The organism is Microbacterium sp. YJN-G, assembly GCF_015040615.1.
Lineage (GTDB): Bacteria > Actinomycetota > Actinomycetes > Actinomycetales > Microbacteriaceae > Microbacterium.
On the sequence record NZ_CP060402.1, the window covers coordinates 2761666 to 2777734 of the forward strand.

Sequence of the window (16069 nt, forward strand, 5' to 3'; positions counted from 1 at the left end):
TCGTCTCGGGGTCACCTGTTACATCGGGGTCACCAGTACGCGGCGCAGCGTCGCGCCCACGGTCCACCCGGACCGTGCTGAAGTTCCTTCGCCTGTCAGGCCGCGACGGCGGCTGCGATCTTGGCGACCGTGGCCGCCTTCGCGTTCAGGCGCAGCTGCACCGTGCACTCCTCGGGGCGCGACGGCTCGCGCACGCACTCCGCGTCGAGCGGGCCGCCGGCCTCGGTCAGCACGGCCTGCATGAGCCCGAGGTGCACCTGGCACAGCAGCGGACGGTGCTCGGGGCTGGCCGCGGCGTGCGGGCACGGGGTCAGCTCGACCGTCAGCTGGTCCTCGTCGACGACCGGCTCGAAGCCGCTCTCCTCGAGGTGCTCGATGAGAGCATCCAGCTGGTAGGTCGCCTCCTGCCCCAGCCCGGACCCGGGCTCGTCGAGGATGCGGCGCATCATGTCGCCTCGGCGGGCCGCCTCGGCGACCTTGTCGCGTGCGACGGGGCTCGAGGCGCCGGGGTCGCCGGTGGCTGCGCTGTACAGAGTGCGCGGGCGTCCGCGGGTGGTGCGGCGCTCGGTGGTCTGGATGACGTAGCCACCCTCGATGAGGCGCTGCAGGTGCTCGCGCACGGTGTTGGCATGCAGGCCGGTGTCTTCGCACAGCTCAGCGATCGTCCGCTCGGGCCGCGTCTGCACCATGTACAGGATTCGCACCCGGGAGTAGCTGGATATCGGCCCGTAGACGAGCCCGCCGTTGACCATGCCTCAATTATGGAGCCGGGTTTTTCACGGCGGTAGACCCCCGGCCGTGAATAATCGCGCTCTCGATAGGGATGTCTGATCCGGTCGATAGCCGCGCGGCATCGACTGCTCACCCGGTTAGTGTGGGGACATGCTCCCCGCCGCCGTTCTCACCGTCTCGGATCGGTCCGCCGCGGGCACGCGCCCCGACGGCGCGGGGCCGGTCGCGGTCGTCGCGCTGCGTGAGGCCGGGTTCGACTGCGCGGATGCTGTGGTGATCCCCGATGGCGCGGATGCCGTGGAGCAGGCGCTGCGCCGCCTGTGCGACGAGGGCGCCCGCCTGATCATCACCAGCGGCGGCACCGGCATCGGCCCGCGCGATGAGACCCCCGAGGGCACGGCCCGCGTGATCGGCCGCCTGCTGCCGGGCATCGCCGAGGAGCTGCGCCGCTCGGGCCTCGCCGCAACGCCCGCCGCCATGCTCACCCGCGGTCTCGCCGGCATCGCCGGCAACACCCTGATCGTCAACCTGCCCGGATCGCCGAAGGCGGTCGCCGAGGGCATGCCCGTCGTGCTGTCGGTCGCCCGGCATGTGCTCGACCAGCTCGCCGGAGAGGACCACCGATGACCGTCCGCATCGCCCGCATTTCCGAGCAGCCCCTGTCGCTCGACGAGCACATTGCCGCCGTCGACGACACGACAGCAGGGGCGGTGACGACGTTCGTCGGCCGCGTGCGCGATCACGACCCGGATGCCGCGGATGCCGTCGTGGCCCTGGAGTACACCGCGCATCCGGATGCCGAGCAGGCGCTGCACCGGATCGCCGAGGCCGCGGCCTCGGGGACGGATGCCGTCGTCGCCGTCAGCCACCGCATCGGACGGCTCTCGGTGGGTGAGGCGGCGGTGACGATCGCGGTGTCGTCCGCGCACCGCGACGAGGCCTTCGTCGTGTGCCGCGAGGTCATCGAGGCGATCAAGCGCGAGCTGCCGGTGTGGAAGCGTCAGGTCGAGGCCGACGGCACGACCGCGTGGAAGGGCATCGGCGGGTAGCACGAGTCGACTCGCGGATCAGTCGTCGGCCGCTGGATCAGCCGCCGGCGAAGGATCAGTCGTCGCCCGCTGGATCAGCCGCCGGCGAAGGGGGGCAGCACGTCGATCGTGCGCGCACCGGCGAGCGTGAAGTCGTCGTCCACGCGCGTCCCGTCGACGAGCACCGCGCAGCGCTGCAGGATGCCGGTGAGCGCCGGGTGATCGGCCAGCAGCGCCGTCCTGAGGTCACCGAGGGTGACGGCATCCGTCGTCAGGGAGTCGTGCCCGACCGCCTCCTGCGCCGCGGCGAAGAACCGCACCGTCGTCATCTCAGCGCTCCCGTTCCGGCCAGGCGAGGGCGAGCTCGACGACTCCGCCGACCGCCTCGCGCACCTGCTCGGGGGTGCCGCCGGCGCGCCCGGCGACGAGACCTGCGACGAAGGCGCTGAACGGGGCTGCGGGGCGGGCCACGCCGTTGGCGACATCGCGGGCGAGGTCGAGGATGAGCGCGATCGGCACGTCCGCGGCATCCAGCCCGAATCGCTCGCGCAGCGCCGCGGCCCACTCGTCGAGAGCCTCGGGCGGCAGGGTGCGGGGTGACTCGCTCACGATTGCTCCTCCAGTTCGGCGCGCAGGCGCTGCAGGTCCGCCGGGGTGTCGATGTCGGCGGTGATCTCATCCTCGTCGGTCAGCCACGCGATCTCCAGCCCGCCGAGCAGCGCCCGGCAGGAGGCGTCGCCGACGTCGTCGCCCAGTCGCGCGACAGCAGCGCGCAGCGCCGACGTACGGTAGGCGCCGGCGAGCCACTGCGGGTGCCCGTCGGCGGTGAACACGACGGCCTGCACGGCATCCGGCACCACGGTATCCACGGCATCCGGACTCGCGGCATCCGTTTCCGCAGCATCCGGGTCGACCGCCTCGATCAGGCGTCGCACCACGCGGTCGGCCCGGGGCATGTCGCCGGCCAGCAGGATCGTCCATTCCGGTCCGGGCGTCGCGGCTCGGTCCATCGCGGCCGCGATGGCAGCGACCGGCCCTGCGAACGGCGGATCCTCGCGCACCCACTCCACCGGGGCCGCCTCGTCCAGCACCGGCCCCGCGGCGACGACCGGCGCGCAGCCGGCATCCGTCACCGCCCGCACGGCGCGGGCGAACAGGGTCTCACCGCCCACCTCGAGCAGCGGTTTCGTCCCGCCGCCCATGCGGCGAGAACGCCCCCCGACCAGCAGGATCGCCCCGGTGCTCACGGTCTCGGTCACTCTCCCTGGCGCCGCCAGGAACCGCTGCGGCCGCCTTCCTTCGCGGTGATGCGCAGGTTCTCGATCGACGCCGACTTGTCGACGCCCTTGATCATGTCGATCACCGACAGGGCGGCCACCGACACGGCGGTGAGCGCCTCCATCTCGACGCCGGTGCGGTCGGCGGTGCGCACGGTCGCCTCGATGGCGACGCCCTCGTCTTCGATCGCGAGGTCGACCACGGCGCCGTGCACCCCGATGACGTGCGCGAGCGGCAGCAGTTCGGGGGTCTTCTTGGCGGCCTGGATGCCGGCGATGCGCGCCACGGCGAGAACATCGCCCTTCGGCACCGAGCCGTCGCGCAGCAGGGCGACGGTCTCGGCGGCACAGCGCACGAACCCGCGCGCGGTGGCGGCGCGGACGGTCGGCGTCTTCTCGGTCACATCGACCATGCGGGCGTGGCCGGCGGAATCCATGTGGGTGAAGGTCATCACAGCTCCATGACTTCGATGGGGTCGCCGGCGGAGACCTGCTCCGTCTCGGCGGGGACGATCGCGTACGCCTCGGCTGTGCCGAGACCCGCGCTGAGGTGCGAACCCGAACCGCCCGAGGTGGCCGGGCGGACGACGGGGCGGGCGGGATCCGTGCGGTCGATCACCGCAGGCAGGTACTGGCGGCGCGCCAGCGGGGTGCGCCAGCCGGTCCCGGCGGGCAGGTGCGTGCGGGGGCGATGGATGCCGTTCCTGCCCTGCAGGTGCAGCAGCGCGGGACGCACGAACGCCTCGAACGACACGGCGGCGCTGACCGGGTTGCCCGGCAGGCCGAACAGCAGCATCCCCCCGCCGGTGACGCCGAACCCCTGCGGCTTGCCCGGCTGCATGGCGACCTTGGCGAACTCCATGCTCTCGCCCAGGCTCTGCCGCACGACCTCGTAGGCCCCGGCGCTCACACCGCCCGAGAAGACGATGGCGTCCGCGCCGAGGCGCTGTGCCTCGGCGACAGCATCCGCCGGCCCGTCGCCCTCGTCGTCGACGACCCGGCGCAGCACCACCTCGGCGCCCGCCTCGGTGACGAGGCCGGCGAGCAGGATGCTGTTGGACTCGGGGATCTGCCCGCGGCGCAGCGGCGCGCCCGGCTCGACCAGCTCGGAGCCCGTGGAGACGACGGCGACGCGGGGTCGCGGCGAGACCTCGACGCGGGCGATACCGGCCGAGGCGAGCGCGGCCAGCTGCAGCGGGCCGAGCCGGGTGCCGGCGGTGAGCACGACGGTTCCGGCGGCGATGTCCTCGGCGGCGCGGCGGATGTGCGCGCCGCGGGCCTTCGGGGCGCGTTGCACGACCGCGGTCTCGAGCGAGTCGGCCAGGCCGCCCGCGGTGTCCTCGAACGGGATGATCGCATCGGCATCCGTCGGCGCCGGGGAGCCGGTCATGATCCGCACGGCCTCACCGGCGGCGATCGCCGGGTCGAGGTCGCTGCCCGCGGGAATGTCGGCGATCACCCGCAGGGTCACCGGATGCTCGGGGGTCGCCGCGGAGATATCCGCGTAGCGCACGGCGAAGCCGTCCATCGCGGAGTTGTCGAACACCGGCACGGGGCTTGCGGCACGGGCGTCGGTGCGCAGGGTCAGTCCGAGCGCCTGGTCGATCGGGACCTCGATCGCCGGATGCTGCCGCACCGCGGCGAGCACGATCTCGAGCTGCTGCTCGACGGTGCGCAGGCTCATCTGCCACCCCTCTCCCCCGCGGGGCGCGCGGTGTGCGTTTGCCTGGGTTTCGCGGTGCCCGTCGGCTTCGCGGGGCCCGCCGGATTCGCGGGGCCCGGATGGCTGCCTCGCGCTGCCCGAGGCGGCCGTTCGGGACCCGCGAGCGGGGTGCTTCGGACCGTTCGCGGGGTGGAGCGGCGTGCGGGTGGTGTGGTGCGTGACGCGAGCGAGGTGACCGGTCGCGCGAGCGGGCGGCCGGCGGACGTGCGGGCGGTCACGACGGATGCTCCGCGTGCCACGCGTCCATGCCACCGGCGAGCACCACGGCATCCGCCCCCGCCTCGCGCAGGACGACGGCCGCACGGCGGGCGCGCACGCCGGCCTGGCAGATGACGACGATCCGCTCGGATCCGAGGGCCGCGGGCTCGGCGAGCACCTCGGCGAGGGGGAGGTGCCGGGCGCCGGGAACCATGCCTGCGGCGACCTCCGCGTGCTCGCGCACGTCGAGCAGCAGCGCGCCGGCGGCGGCCTCGGCGGCGAGGTCGGCGACGGTGATGTGCGCCGGGTCAGGCGCGGATGCGGCGGCGACGGATGCGGCAGCCTGCGCACGCGCGGGACGCAGTGGCACCTCGCTGGTGCGGGCGCGCAGTGCGTCGATCACGAGCACGCGGCCCAGCAGCGGTTCGCCGATGCCGGTGATGAGTTTGATCGCCTCCATCGCGAGGATCGATCCGGCCTGCAGGCACAGCGCCCCGAACACGCCGACGGCGGCGCAAGTGGGCAGCTCACCGACGCTGTCCGCGGGGTACAGATCGCTCAGCAGCACGGCATCCGAACCGGCGGGCGGGGACGACCAGAAGACGGTGATCTGCGCCGCGAACTCCTGGATGACTCCCCAGACGAGCGGGATGCCGAGCCGCTCGGCGGCCGCGGCGACGTCGACACGGGTGCCGAAGGTGTCGGTGCCGTCGATGACGAGGTCGGCGCCGGCGAGGAGTTCGGTGGCGTTGTCGGCGGTGAGGCGCTCGCGCAGTGGACGCACCCGGCTCTCGGGCGACAGTTCGGCGGCCACCCGCACGGCGCTGTCGACCTTGGGCAGGCCCTCGTCCGACAGGCGGTGCATTACCTGGCGCTGCAGATTCGACAGCTCGACGACGTCGTCGTCGATGATCGTGATCGTGCCGATGCCCGCCGCGGCGAGTGCGAGCACGACGGGTGCTCCCAGTCCGCCGGCGCCGACGACTGCGACGTGGGCGGCCCGCAGCCGGCGCTGCCCGAGTTCACCGAGTCCCGCGAGCACCTGGTGCCGTGCCGTGCGGGCGCGCTCGGCCTCGCTCAGGGAGTCGACGGGGTCGACGAGCGGAGGCAGAGCCATGACTCCGAGCGTACGGTCCCCGCGCCCGCCGGGCCAGCGGCGCACGCCGGAGAAACCGTCCCGTCGCCCTCAGGTGTCGCAACACGCGGCATCCACCCCGCCCGACGCCACCATTTGCGACACCTCGAGGAAGATATCGGGAGTACCGCGCCGCTCGCTCCTCTCCCCGTTCCCTTCAGGTGTCACGACACGCGGCATCCATCCCACCCGAGACCACCAATTGCGCCACCTCGCCGGGGCGGCGCGATCCGCAGGTGCGGAAAAGATACGGCGGAATGCTCTGGATCTGCGGAACGATGCTCTTTAGGCTCGATGCCATGACCTCGTATCGGATCGCGGAGGCCGCCCGCCTGCTCGGCGTGAGCGACGACACCGTGCGGCGCTGGATCGATCAGGGCGCGTTGCCGGTCACCGGCGACTCGCCCACTCGCATCCCCGGCGACGCCCTGGCCGAGCACGCCCGGCGCGCCGCGGAGGCTCCCGCCGACGGGTCCGACCGGCTCACCAGCGCCCGCAATCGCTTCACGGGCCTCGTCACGCGGGTGCAGGTCGACGGTGTGATGGCTCAGGTCGACATCCAGGCGGGGCCGCACCGGGTCGTATCTCTCATGTCGTCCGAGGCCGTGCGCGAGCTCGGTCTCGAACCCGGATCTCTCGCGATCGCCGTCGTCAAGGCGACCACGGTCATCGTCGAGACGCCGAAGGAGCATCCGTGACCCGGCGCATCGTCACGGCCGCAGCGCTGCTCGGCATCCTGATTCTCTCCGGCTGCACGACCGCATCCCCCGACGCCGTCGGTCCGTACGGCGGCCCCCCCGGTACGGCGCAGCCCGGCCTGTCCGGCGAGGTGACCATCTTCGCCGCGGCGTCGCTGCGCGAGGCCTTCGACGAGATCGCCGTGGCGTTCGAGCAGCAGCATCCGAGCGCGTTCGTGAACCCGATCGTCTACGACGGGTCGACCACCCTGGTCACCCAGCTGCGCGAGGGGGCACAGGCCGACGTGCTGGCCACGGCCGACGAGCGCAGCATGGCGGAGCTCGTCGACGCGGGCCTGGCATCCGATCCCGCGATCTTCGCGACCAACACCCTCGTGGTCGCGGTGCCCGCCGGCAACCCGGGCAGAGTTGAGACGCTCGCCGATCTGACGGATGCGATCACGGTGCTCTGCGCCCCCGAGGTGCCGTGCGGTGCGGCATCCACTGCACTGCTCGAATCGGCCGGCGTCGAGGTGACCCCCGCGAGCCTGGAGCAGAACGTCGCCGCGGTGCTGCAGAAGGTCGCCGCGGGCGAGGCGGATGCCGGACTCGTCTACGCGACCGACGTCATCGGCGACGATGCCGTCGCGAGCTTCGTCCCGGACGGTGCGGCCGAGATCGTCAACCGCTACCCGATCGTCGCCCTCGGCGACGCCGGGGAGGCCGGCGTCGCGTTCGTGGAGTTCGTGCAGGGCTCCGACGGGCAGCGGATCCTCGGCGAGCACGGATTCGGGATGCCGTGAAGGCCGGCATCCGCGACACCGGGACCGGCACCCCGTTCACGCTCATCGCCCCCGCCGTGCTCGGCGTCGCCCTGCTGATCCTGCCGCTCGCGGCGCTGGTGACCCGGGCGTCGTGGGCGACGCTCTGGCAGGACATCACCTCGCAGGCGGCGCTCGATGCCCTGCGCCTGTCGCTGGTGAGCGGACTCGCGGCGACCGCACTGTGCCTGGTGCTCGGCCTGCCGCTGGCTCTGCTCATGGCGCGCTCGGGCCCGCGGGTCTCGGCACTGCTGCGGGCGCTGGTCGCCGTGCCGCTCGTGCTGCCACCGATGGTCGGCGGCGTGGCGCTGCTGTTCCTGTTCGGGCGCACGAGCCCGCTCGGCGGCCTGCTCTCCGACGCCTTCGGGGTCACGCTGGCGTTCACGCCCGCCGCCGTCGTGCTCGCACAGGCCTTCGTGGCGCTGCCCTTCCTCGTGCTGGCCGTGGAGGGCACGATCCGCAGCGTGGGCGGACGCTACGAGCGCACCGCCGCCACCCTCGGAGCCCGACCATGGCGCGTGCTGTGGCGGGTGACGCTGCCGCTGGCGGCACCGGGGATCATCGTCGGCGTCATCCTGTGCTTCGCCCGCGCGATCGGCGAGTTCGGCGCGACCGCCCTGTTCGCCGGCAACGCACCCGGCGTCACGCAGACCATGCCGCTGGCGATCTACACCGCGTTCAACGGCGCCGGCACCGGACGCGAGACGGCCGTAGCGCTGTCGATCCTGCTGCTGGCGACCGCAGTCGTCGTGCTGCTGCTCGTGCGGGCCTGGCGGCCGGGGGCGCTGCGGTGAGCGGGATGCTGGACGCGCACGTCGTCGTCAGGCAGGCATCCGTCGACGCGCGGCTCGTGCTGAGTCCCGGCGAAGTGCTCGCCGTGATGGGCCCCAGCGGTGCCGGCAAGACCACGCTGCTGGACGCCATCGCCGGGCTCACCCGCCTCGACGCCGGTCACGTCGCGCTCGACGGCGAACGGATGGCGGATGCCGGCCGGCACACGCCCCCATCGCGGCGGGCGATCGGCCTGCTGGGCCAGGACGCCCTGCTCTTCCCGCACATGACCGCGGCCGGCAACATCGCCTTCGCCGCGCGGTCGGCGGGGTCGTCGCGCTCGGAGTCGGCGGCCATAGCCGGGGAATGGATGCTGCGCATCGGCCTCCCCGGTCTCGGCGACCGCCGCCCCGACCAGCTCTCCGGTGGACAGCGGCAGCGCGTCGCGCTCGCCCGCGCCCTGGCCGCGCGCCCGCGGTTGCTGCTGCTGGACGAGCCGTTCTCTTCACTGGACGTCGAGGCGGCGGCGCAGCTGCGCACGGTGGTGCGCGACCAGCTGCAGGGCACGACGACCATCGTCGTCTCGCACGGGATCGCGGATGCCGAGGTACTGGCCGACCGCCTGGTCATCCTCGAGCACGGCAGGATCACCCAGGAGGGGATGCTGCGAGAGGTGCTCGCTGCGCCGGCGACACCGTTCGCCGAGGCAGTCGCGGCCGCGCGTTAGGGCCCTTCGACGGGCTCAGGGACCCAGACGGGACTACGGGCGGCGGAGGCGGGCGGGGTCGGGTGTGGAGACCGGATCCCAGCCGCGCTTGGGTGCCCGGGCGCCGCGCAGCTCGTCACGCGAGCGGTACACGATGTACGGGCGGAACAAGTAGCCGACCGGCGCCGAGAACACGTGCACGAGACGCGTGAACGGCCACAGCGCGAACAGCAGCAGCGCGGTGATGACGTGCAGCTGGAACATCAGCGGCACCTCAAGCATGAGCTCCGGGCGGGGACGGAAGATCATCAGCTCGCGGATCCACGGCGAGATCGTCTCGCGGTAATGGAAGCCCGAGCCGAACACCTGGTAGATGACCGTCGCCAGCGTGCCGAACAGCAGCGTCAGCCCCAGGAACACGTACATGACCTTGTCCATCACGGTGGTCGCCAGGAACACCGCGGGCACCGTGCGGCGGCGGAAGACGAGGATCGCGAGCCCCGCCAGCGTCAGCACCGCGGCGAACGTGCCGAGCACGGTGGCGCCGATGTGGTAGATCTCCTCGCTGATGCCGATCGCGTACAGCCACTCACGCGGGATGAGCAGTCCGACCACGTGCCCGGCGATCACCATGAGGATGCCGAGATGGAACATCGGCGAGCCCCAGCGCAGCAGCCGGTTCTCGTAGCTCTGCGACGAGCGGGTCGTCCAGCCGAACTTGTCGTACCGGTAGCGCCAGATGTGCCCGACGATGAAGACCGCCGCGCAGACGTACGGCAGCGCCACCCACAGCAGTACCTGCAACGTGTTCATGTTCATTCCCCTTGTCGCACGGAGCGGAAGACGGGCATAGGCAGGCTCATGCCGACGGTCTCGGTCGGCGGGCCCTCATTGACGAGTGCGAGCACGCGCTCGCGGATGCGCTGGTCGACCTTCGGCAGCGACAGCGTGACGGCGCGGACGACATCCGCCCATGGGCTGTCCATGCCCTCGAGCGCCGCCCGCAGCACCTCGATCCCCTCGCGGTGCGCGGCGAGCACGGCATCCGCCACATCCGACTGCGAACGGGCCGAGAACTCCAGCACCGCCGGCAGGTAGTCGGGCAGCTCCTGCGCGTCGAACTCCCACCCGGCCGCGCGGTACGCGTCCAGGAAGGTGACCAGCGCGGTGCCGCGGCGGCGCGTGTCGCCGGTCGCGTAATAGCTGAGGTACAGCGAGCACTTGCGCTTCATGTCGAAGGTCGTCACGTACAGCTTCTGCAGATCGGATGCCCCGGTCTCGCGCGCCCGCCGAAGGAACTTCTGCAGCGCCTCGGCGACCGCGTCGGGCAGCGTCACCGCGTTGGCCTCGAACACGTCGAGCCGCTCGAACCACTGCGCGTCGGGGTAGTCGAGCAGCAGCGATGCCAGCATGTGCACGGTCTGCCGCTGCGCGGCGGTGAGGGATGCCGGTGTCAGCGCATCCGGCATCCGGCGCCGCGGAGTGACCCGCGGCGGTAGCACGGTGCTCATGACGTGCCCCCGTCATCGTCGTCGTACGTGCGCTCCTCGGCGACCTCGGACGGCGGGAACAGCCCGGTGGGCCGGCCGTTGCCGTCCCAGTTGAGCAGGTTGACCCGGCCCGGCGTCGACGGGCTGTCGGCGGTCTGCCGGTCGGCGAGCGCGTGGAAGTTCTCGACTGCGACCGGCACTGCCGAGCCGCTGGCCGCGCCGAACGGTCCGCCGGCGCCGCCCATGCCGGGCCCGCCCTCGAAGTCCAGCGAGCACGCCATCTCCTCGAGGTCGTGCGCCTGCTCGTAGTGCGCGGCCGGGATGACGTAGCGCTCCTCGTACTTCGCGATCGCGAGCAGCCGGTACATCTCCTCGATCTGCGCGCCGGTCATGCCGACCGCGGTCGCGATGCCCTCCTCGCGCTCACCGTCGATGCTGATGCCCCGCATGTACGAGCGCATCGCTGCGAGCTTGCGCAGCGCGGCATCCACCGGCTTCACGTCGCCAGCGGTGAACAGCTCGGCCAGGTAGCCGATCGGGATGCGCAGCTTGTCGATCGCCGCGAACAGCGTGCGGGCATCCTCACCGTCGTTGCCGGATCCCGTGACGACGTCGACCACGGGCGAGAGCGGCGGGATGTACCAGACCATCGGCATGGTGCGGTACTCGGGGTGCAGCGGCAGCGCCACCTGGTAGTCGTTGATGAGACGCCAGATCGGGCTGCGCTGGGCGGCCTCGATCCAGTCCTCAGCGATGCCGTCGCGACGGGCGGCCTCGATGACGGCCGGGTCGTGCGGGTCCAGCAGCACCGAGCGCTGTGCGGCGAGCAGCTCGTGCTCGTCCTCGACGGCGGCGGCCTCGGCCACGCGGTCTGCGTCGTAGAGCACCAGGCCGAGGTACCGCAGGCGACCCACGCAAGTCTCGGAGCATACGGTGGGCAGGCCCACCTCGATGCGCGGGTAGCACATCGTGCACTTCTCGGCCTTGCCGGTCTTGTGGTTGAAGTAGACCTTCTTGTACGGGCAGCCCGAGATGCACATGCGCCATCCGCGGCAGGCATCCTGGTCCACGAGGACGATGCCGTCCTCCTGTCGCTTGTACATCGCACCGGACGGGCAGGAGGCCACGCACGACGGGTTCAGGCAGTGTTCGCAGATCCGCGGCAGGTAGAACATGAAGGCCTTCTCGAACTCGGCCTGCACCTCGCCGCTCATCTTCTGAAGGATCGGGTCCTCGTGCATGGTCTCGAGCGACCCGCCCAGGTCGTCATCCCAGTTCGCCGACCACGACACCTTCATGTCCTTGCCGGTGATGAGGCTCTTCGGCCGCGCCACCGGGGTGTGGTCGCCGCTGGGCGCGTTCACGAGCATGTCGTAGTCGTAGGTCCACGGCTCGTAGTAGTCGTCGATGCCCGGCAGCTTCGGGTTCGAGAAGATCCGCGCCAGCTTGGCGAGCCGGCCGCCGCTGCGCAGCCGCAGCCGGCCGCGCTTGTCGCGCACCCAGCCGCCGCCCCACTTCTCCTGGTCCTCGTAGCCGCGGGGGTAGCCGACACCGGGACGGGTCTCGACGTTGTTGAACCACACGTACTCCACGCCGGTGCGGTTCGTCCACGCCTGCTTGCAGGTCACCGAGCAGGTGTGACATCCGATGCACTTGTCGAGGTTCATCACCATCGACATCTGCGCCATGACCTTCATCGGTACTGCACCTCCTGGCTGCGGCGGCGGATCGTGGTGACCTCGTCGCGCTGGTTTCCGGTCGGGCCGAGATAGTTGAACGCCCAGGCCAGCTGCGCGTAGCCGCCGATGAGGTGGCTCGGCTTGAGCAGGATCCGGGTCAGTGAGTTGTGGATGCCGCCGCGCAGTCCGCTGGTCTCCGACAGCGGCACATCGACCGTGCGATCCTTCGCGTGGTACATGTACACCGTGCCCTCGGGCATGCGGTGCGACACGTTGGCCCGCGCGACGACGACGCCGTTGCGGTTGTACGACTCGATCCAGTCGTTGTCGCGCACACCGATCTTCTCGGCGTCCTGCGGGCTCATCCAGATCGTGGGGCCACCACGCGAGAGCGAGAGCATGAACAGGTTGTCCTGGTACTCGGAGTGGATCGACCACTTGGAGTGCGGGGTCAGGTAGCGCACGTTGACCTCGGCACCGGATGCCGTGCCGGGCACGACGTCGCCGAACAGGCGGGCCATGTCCAGCGGTGGCCGGTACACCGGCAGAGCCTCACCCAGCTCGTCCATCCAGTCGTGGTCGAGGTAGAAGTGCTGGCGACCGGTGAGCGTGTGCCAGGGCTTGAGGTGCTCGACGTTGATCGCGAAGGCCGTGTAGCGGCGGCCGCCGTGCTCGGACCCCGACCACTCGGGCGAGGTGATCACGCTGCGCGGCTGCACCGACACGTCCTGGAACGACAGGTGCGTGCCCTCGTGCTCGTCGGCGAGGAACGCCATCTTCTGGCCGGTGTGCTTCTCGAGCACCTCGAAGCCCTGCACCGCGAGGCGGCCGTTGCTCGTGCCCGACATCGCCAGGATCATCTCGCACGCCCGGCGGTCGGTGTCCAGCCGCACGGTTCCGGCGTACGGCCCGGTCTCGACGGTGCCGTTGACGTGCTTCAGCCGCTCGATCTCGGGCTCGGCGTGGTACGTGATGCCCTTGGTCGTCAGGCCCAGCTTGGCCGTCAGCGGGCCCAGCGACTTCCAGCGCTCGGCGAGGTTCGGGTAGTCGCGCTCGACGACGGCGAGCTTCGGCATCGTCACACCGGGCACGCGCGGCAGGTCTTCGACCCGGCCGTGCGGGGTGGCCATGACGTCGGCGGTGTCGTGCTGCAGCGGCGTCGCCACGACATCACGCCGCACGCCGAGGTGCGTGCGCGCCATGTCGCTGAACTTCTCGGCGAGGATGCGGAACGTGTCGAAGTCGGTCTTCGTCTGCCACGGCGGCGCGATGGCCGGGTTGAACGCGTGGATGAACGGGTGCATGTCGGTCGACGACAGGTCGTGCTTCTCGTACCAGGTCGCGGCGGGCAGCACGATGTCGCTGAACAGCGTGGTGCTGGTCATACGGAAGTCGGCCGTCATCAGCAGGTCGAGCTTGCCCTCGGGGGCCTTCTCGTGCCACGTCATGGTCGCCGGACGCGAACCCTCGGGAGCCTCGGAGGCCCGCACGGCGGCATCCGTGCCCAGCAGGTGCTTGAGGAAGTACTCGTTGCCCTTGCCCGACGAGCCCAGCACGTTCGCGCGCCAGATCGTCATGATCCGCGGGAAGTTCACCGGGTCATCCGGGTCTTCCACGGCGAAGCGCAGCGAGCCGTCGTCGAGGCTGTCGACGATGTGCTGCGCGGGCTCCTTGCCCGCGGCCTCCGCCTCGTCGACGAGGTCGAGCGGGTTGCGGTCGAAGGTCGGGTAGCTCGGCATCCAGCCGCGCTGCACCGACTCGACCAGGCAGTCGGCGGTGGTGCGGCCCTGGAAGGTGCCTCGTCCCAGCGGGGAGGCCAGCTGGTCGGCCGGCAGGCCGTCGTAGCGCCACTGGTCGGTGGCCAGGTAGAAGAACGCCGTGCCGATCGTGTACCGCGGCGGGCGGCCCCAGTCCGAGGCGCCGGCGTACTGCTGGTAACCCGTGATCGGGCGCACCTTCTCCTGCCCGACGTAGTGCGCCCAGCCGCCGCCGTTCACGCCCTGGCAGCCGGTCATGGTCGTCAGCGCGAGGAAGGTGCGGTAGATCGTGTCGGAGTGGAACCAGTGGTTGGTGCCGGCGCCCATCAGGATCATCGAGCGGCCGCCGGAGCGGTCGGCGTTGTCGGCGAACTCGCGGGCGATGCGGATCGCCTGCTCGGCCGGCACCGAGGTGTGCTCCTGCTGCCACGCGGGGGTGCCCGGGGTGCTCGCGTCGTCGTAGCCCTCCGGCCATTCGCCGGGGATGCCGTCGCGGCCGACGCCGTACCGGGCGAGCATCAGGTCGAAGACGGTGGTGACCGTGCGGCCGGCGACGGTGCGCACCGGCACGCCGCGGACGACGACGCCGGATCCGCCGGCGTGCTCCTGACCGGGCTGGGGGTCGAGGTCGAAGCGCGGCAGGCGCACCTCGGCGGCGTCGCCCGCCCAGCTGCTGAGGTCGGCGACCGACAGCGGCGGGACGACATCGCCCAGGTCGAGGTTCCAGCGGCCCTGGTCCTCCGGGGTGAAGCGGTGACCGAGCGAGCCGTTCGGCACGACGGGGGTGCCGTCGGCATCCATCAGCACCGGCTTGAAGTCGGCGCGCGGCTGCGCGGCATCCGCACCGCCCAGCTCGGATGCCGTGATGAACTTTCCGGGGACCAGCCCGCCGTCGCGCTCCTCGAGCTCGACGAGGAACGGCGCGTCGGTGTACCGGCGCATGTAGTCCTCGAAGCGCTCGGTGCGCTTCTCGACGAAGTGCTCACGCAGGATGACGTGGCCCATCGCGAGGGCGAGGGCGGCATCCGTTCCCGGGTGGGGTGCGACCCACTCGTCGGCGAACTTCGTGTTGTCGGTGTAGTCCGGCGAGACCGTGATGACCTTCTGGCCGCGGTAGCGGGCCTCGGTCATGAAGTGCGCATCCGGGGTGCGGGTCACGGGGACGTTCGAGCCCCACATGATCAGGTAGCCGGCGTTCCACCAGTCGGCCGACTCGGGAACGTCGGTCTGGTCGCCGAACACCTGCGGGCTGGCGACGGGCAGGTCGGCGTACCAGTCGTAGAACGACAGCATGGTGCCACCGATGAGGTTCATGAACCGCGAGCCGGCGCCGTGCGAGACCATCGACATGGCCGGGATGGGCGAGAAGCCCGCGACGCGGTCGGGGCCGTAGGTCTTCACCGTGTGCACGTGGGCCGCGGCGGCGATCTCCATGACCTCGTCCCAGCTGGTGCGCACCAGGCCGCCCTTGCCGCGGACGCGCTTGTACGCGCGCGCCTTCTCGGGGTCTTCGACGATCGACGCCCAGGCGTCGACGGGGTCGGGATGCTGCGCCTTCGCCGCGCGGTAGAGCTGGGCGAGCGTGTCGCGGATGTACGGGTAGCGCACCCGCGTCGGCGAGTACGTGTACCAGCTGAAGGCTGCGCCTCGGGGGCAGCCGCGGGGCTCGTACTCCGGGGAGTCGGGGCCGACCGAGGGATAGTCGGTCTGCTGCGCCTCCCAGGTGATGATGCCGTCCTTGACGTACACCTTCCACGAGCACGACCCGGTGCAGTTCACGCCGTGCGTGGAGCGCACCACCTTGTCGTGCGACCAGCGGTCGCGGTAGAACGAGTCGCCTGAGCGGCCGCCCTGCAGGAACACCGAGCGCAGGTCGTCCGAGGTCTCCCCGGGTCGCACGAAGCGCCCCATGTTCAGGAGTGCATCGGCCAGAGGTCCATCTGTCGCGGAGGCGCCATGGGTGCGGGTTCCGGTGGTCATCGCCGCTCCTTCCCGGGAGTACACGTGGTACTTCAGCATCCTGCCTGGAGGCCCTCGGACGGCACAAGGGCGCGCCGTTTTTAATCGATCGGACC

17 protein-coding genes are annotated in these 16069 nt (G+C 71.4%); 6 read left to right on the forward strand and 11 right to left on the reverse strand.

The window, feature by feature from the left end; all coding sequences use genetic code 11:
- Nucleotides 1-95: 95 nt before the first annotated feature.
- Complete coding sequence (locus H7694_RS13295) at nucleotides 96-752, reverse strand: ArsR family transcriptional regulator (protein ID WP_193596944.1); 657 nt, start codon at nucleotides 750-752, stop codon at nucleotides 96-98.
- A gap of 130 nt (nucleotides 753-882) precedes the next feature.
- Between H7694_RS13295 and H7694_RS13300 the strand changes: the two genes are divergently transcribed.
- Complete coding sequence (locus H7694_RS13300; protein ID WP_193596945.1) at nucleotides 883-1359, forward strand: molybdenum cofactor biosynthesis protein B; 477 nt, start codon at nucleotides 883-885, stop codon at nucleotides 1357-1359.
- The gene (locus H7694_RS13305; RefSeq protein WP_193596946.1) at nucleotides 1356-1781 is read left to right on the forward strand and encodes a molybdenum cofactor biosynthesis protein MoaE; all 426 of its coding nucleotides are present in this window, start codon (nucleotides 1356-1358) and stop codon (nucleotides 1779-1781) included. The genes H7694_RS13300 and H7694_RS13305 overlap by 4 nt, the downstream gene beginning before the upstream one ends.
- 74 nt (nucleotides 1782-1855) lie before the next feature.
- On the opposite strand, the gene H7694_RS13310 is transcribed toward H7694_RS13305, so the two are convergent.
- The 6 genes from H7694_RS13310 to H7694_RS13335 all read right to left on the reverse strand — a co-directional run bounded on the left by H7694_RS13310 (nucleotide 1856) and on the right by H7694_RS13335 (nucleotide 6075).
- Nucleotides 1856-2089: a MoaD/ThiS family protein gene (locus H7694_RS13310; protein WP_193596947.1), complete on the reverse strand. Its 234-nt coding sequence runs from the start codon at nucleotides 2087-2089 to the stop codon at nucleotides 1856-1858.
- A gap of 1 nt (nucleotide 2090) precedes the next feature.
- Nucleotides 2091-2369, reverse strand: coding sequence for a DUF6457 domain-containing protein (locus H7694_RS13315; RefSeq protein ID WP_193596948.1), 279 nt, complete (start codon nucleotides 2367-2369; stop codon nucleotides 2091-2093).
- Entirely contained in the window at nucleotides 2366-3019 is a 654-nt protein-coding gene (locus H7694_RS13320) for a molybdenum cofactor guanylyltransferase (RefSeq protein ID WP_193596949.1), read from the reverse strand. The genes H7694_RS13315 and H7694_RS13320 overlap by 4 nt, the downstream gene beginning before the upstream one ends.
- Entirely contained in the window at nucleotides 3016-3489 is a 474-nt protein-coding gene (gene moaC, locus H7694_RS13325; protein WP_193596950.1) for a cyclic pyranopterin monophosphate synthase MoaC, read from the reverse strand. The genes H7694_RS13320 and moaC overlap by 4 nt, the downstream gene beginning before the upstream one ends.
- Nucleotides 3489-4721, reverse strand: a complete 1233-nt coding sequence (glp, locus tag H7694_RS13330) for a gephyrin-like molybdotransferase Glp (protein ID WP_193596951.1) — start codon at nucleotides 4719-4721, stop codon at nucleotides 3489-3491. Before glp ends, moaC begins: the two co-directional genes overlap by 1 nt.
- A 253-nt stretch (nucleotides 4722-4974) precedes the next feature.
- Entirely contained in the window at nucleotides 4975-6075 is a 1101-nt protein-coding gene (locus tag H7694_RS13335; RefSeq protein ID WP_193596952.1) for a ThiF family adenylyltransferase, read from the reverse strand.
- A gap of 317 nt (nucleotides 6076-6392) precedes the next feature.
- On the opposite strand from H7694_RS13335, the gene H7694_RS13340 reads away from it, so the two are divergent.
- The 4 genes from H7694_RS13340 to H7694_RS13355 are packed head-to-tail and all read left to right on the forward strand — an operon-like array spanning nucleotide 6393 to nucleotide 9089.
- Nucleotides 6393-6791: a TOBE domain-containing protein gene (locus H7694_RS13340; protein WP_193596953.1), complete on the forward strand. Its 399-nt coding sequence runs from the start codon at nucleotides 6393-6395 to the stop codon at nucleotides 6789-6791.
- Nucleotides 6788-7573: a molybdate ABC transporter substrate-binding protein gene (gene modA / locus H7694_RS13345; RefSeq protein WP_227468125.1), complete on the forward strand. Its 786-nt coding sequence runs from the start codon at nucleotides 6788-6790 to the stop codon at nucleotides 7571-7573. The genes H7694_RS13340 and modA overlap by 4 nt, the downstream gene beginning before the upstream one ends.
- On the forward strand, nucleotides 7570-8385 hold the full coding sequence (locus H7694_RS13350) for an ABC transporter permease (RefSeq protein WP_227468126.1): 816 nt from the start codon (nucleotides 7570-7572) through the stop codon (nucleotides 8383-8385). The genes modA and H7694_RS13350 overlap by 4 nt, the downstream gene beginning before the upstream one ends.
- Nucleotides 8386-8390: 5 nt before the next feature.
- Nucleotides 8391-9089: a sulfate/molybdate ABC transporter ATP-binding protein gene (locus H7694_RS13355; protein ID WP_227468127.1), complete on the forward strand. Its 699-nt coding sequence runs from the start codon at nucleotides 8391-8393 to the stop codon at nucleotides 9087-9089.
- A 33-nt stretch (nucleotides 9090-9122) separates the two neighbouring features.
- On the opposite strand, the gene narI is transcribed toward H7694_RS13355, so the two are convergent.
- From narI to H7694_RS13375, 4 genes are read right to left on the reverse strand one after another with little or no spacing between them, the layout of a single operon-like run.
- A complete protein-coding gene (gene narI / locus H7694_RS13360) occupies nucleotides 9123-9881 on the reverse strand; it encodes a respiratory nitrate reductase subunit gamma (protein WP_193596955.1) in 759 nt (252 codons plus the stop codon).
- Between the two features lie 2 nt (nucleotides 9882-9883).
- Nucleotides 9884-10579: a nitrate reductase molybdenum cofactor assembly chaperone gene (narJ, locus tag H7694_RS13365; protein WP_193596956.1), complete on the reverse strand. Its 696-nt coding sequence runs from the start codon at nucleotides 10577-10579 to the stop codon at nucleotides 9884-9886.
- Nucleotides 10576-12255: a nitrate reductase subunit beta gene (gene narH, locus H7694_RS13370; RefSeq protein WP_193596957.1), complete on the reverse strand. Its 1680-nt coding sequence runs from the start codon at nucleotides 12253-12255 to the stop codon at nucleotides 10576-10578. The genes narJ and narH overlap by 4 nt, the downstream gene beginning before the upstream one ends.
- Nucleotides 12252-15974, reverse strand: a complete 3723-nt coding sequence (locus H7694_RS13375) for a nitrate reductase subunit alpha (protein WP_193596958.1) — start codon at nucleotides 15972-15974, stop codon at nucleotides 12252-12254. Before H7694_RS13375 ends, narH begins: the two co-directional genes overlap by 4 nt.
- Nucleotides 15975-16069: the final 95 nt, after the last annotated feature.

Excerpts from the sequence above, each read along its gene's own strand:
- H7694_RS13295 (WP_193596944.1), bottom strand. The coding sequence starts at position 752 with ATGGTCAACGGCGGGCTCGTCTACGGGCCGATATCCAGCTACTCCCGG.
- H7694_RS13300 (WP_193596945.1), top strand. The coding sequence starts at position 883 with ATGCTCCCCGCCGCCGTTCTCACCGTCTCGGATCGGTCCGCCGCGGGC.
- H7694_RS13305 (WP_193596946.1), top strand. The coding sequence starts at position 1,356 with ATGACCGTCCGCATCGCCCGCATTTCCGAGCAGCCCCTGTCGCTCGAC.
- H7694_RS13310 (WP_193596947.1), bottom strand. The coding sequence starts at position 2,089 with ATGACGACGGTGCGGTTCTTCGCCGCGGCGCAGGAGGCGGTCGGGCAC.
- moaC (WP_193596950.1), bottom strand. The coding sequence starts at position 3,489 with ATGACCTTCACCCACATGGATTCCGCCGGCCACGCCCGCATGGTCGAT.
- glp (WP_193596951.1), bottom strand. The coding sequence starts at position 4,721 with ATGAGCCTGCGCACCGTCGAGCAGCAGCTCGAGATCGTGCTCGCCGCG.
- H7694_RS13335 (WP_193596952.1), bottom strand. The coding sequence starts at position 6,075 with ATGGCTCTGCCTCCGCTCGTCGACCCCGTCGACTCCCTGAGCGAGGCC.
- H7694_RS13340 (WP_193596953.1), top strand. The coding sequence starts at position 6,393 with ATGACCTCGTATCGGATCGCGGAGGCCGCCCGCCTGCTCGGCGTGAGC.
- H7694_RS13355 (WP_227468127.1), top strand. The coding sequence starts at position 8,391 with ATGCTGGACGCGCACGTCGTCGTCAGGCAGGCATCCGTCGACGCGCGG.
- narI (WP_193596955.1), bottom strand. The coding sequence starts at position 9,881 with ATGAACACGTTGCAGGTACTGCTGTGGGTGGCGCTGCCGTACGTCTGC.
- narJ (WP_193596956.1), bottom strand. The coding sequence starts at position 10,579 with ATGAGCACCGTGCTACCGCCGCGGGTCACTCCGCGGCGCCGGATGCCG.
- narH (WP_193596957.1), bottom strand. The coding sequence starts at position 12,255 with ATGAAGGTCATGGCGCAGATGTCGATGGTGATGAACCTCGACAAGTGC.
- H7694_RS13375 (WP_193596958.1), bottom strand. The coding sequence starts at position 15,974 with ATGACCACCGGAACCCGCACCCATGGCGCCTCCGCGACAGATGGACCT.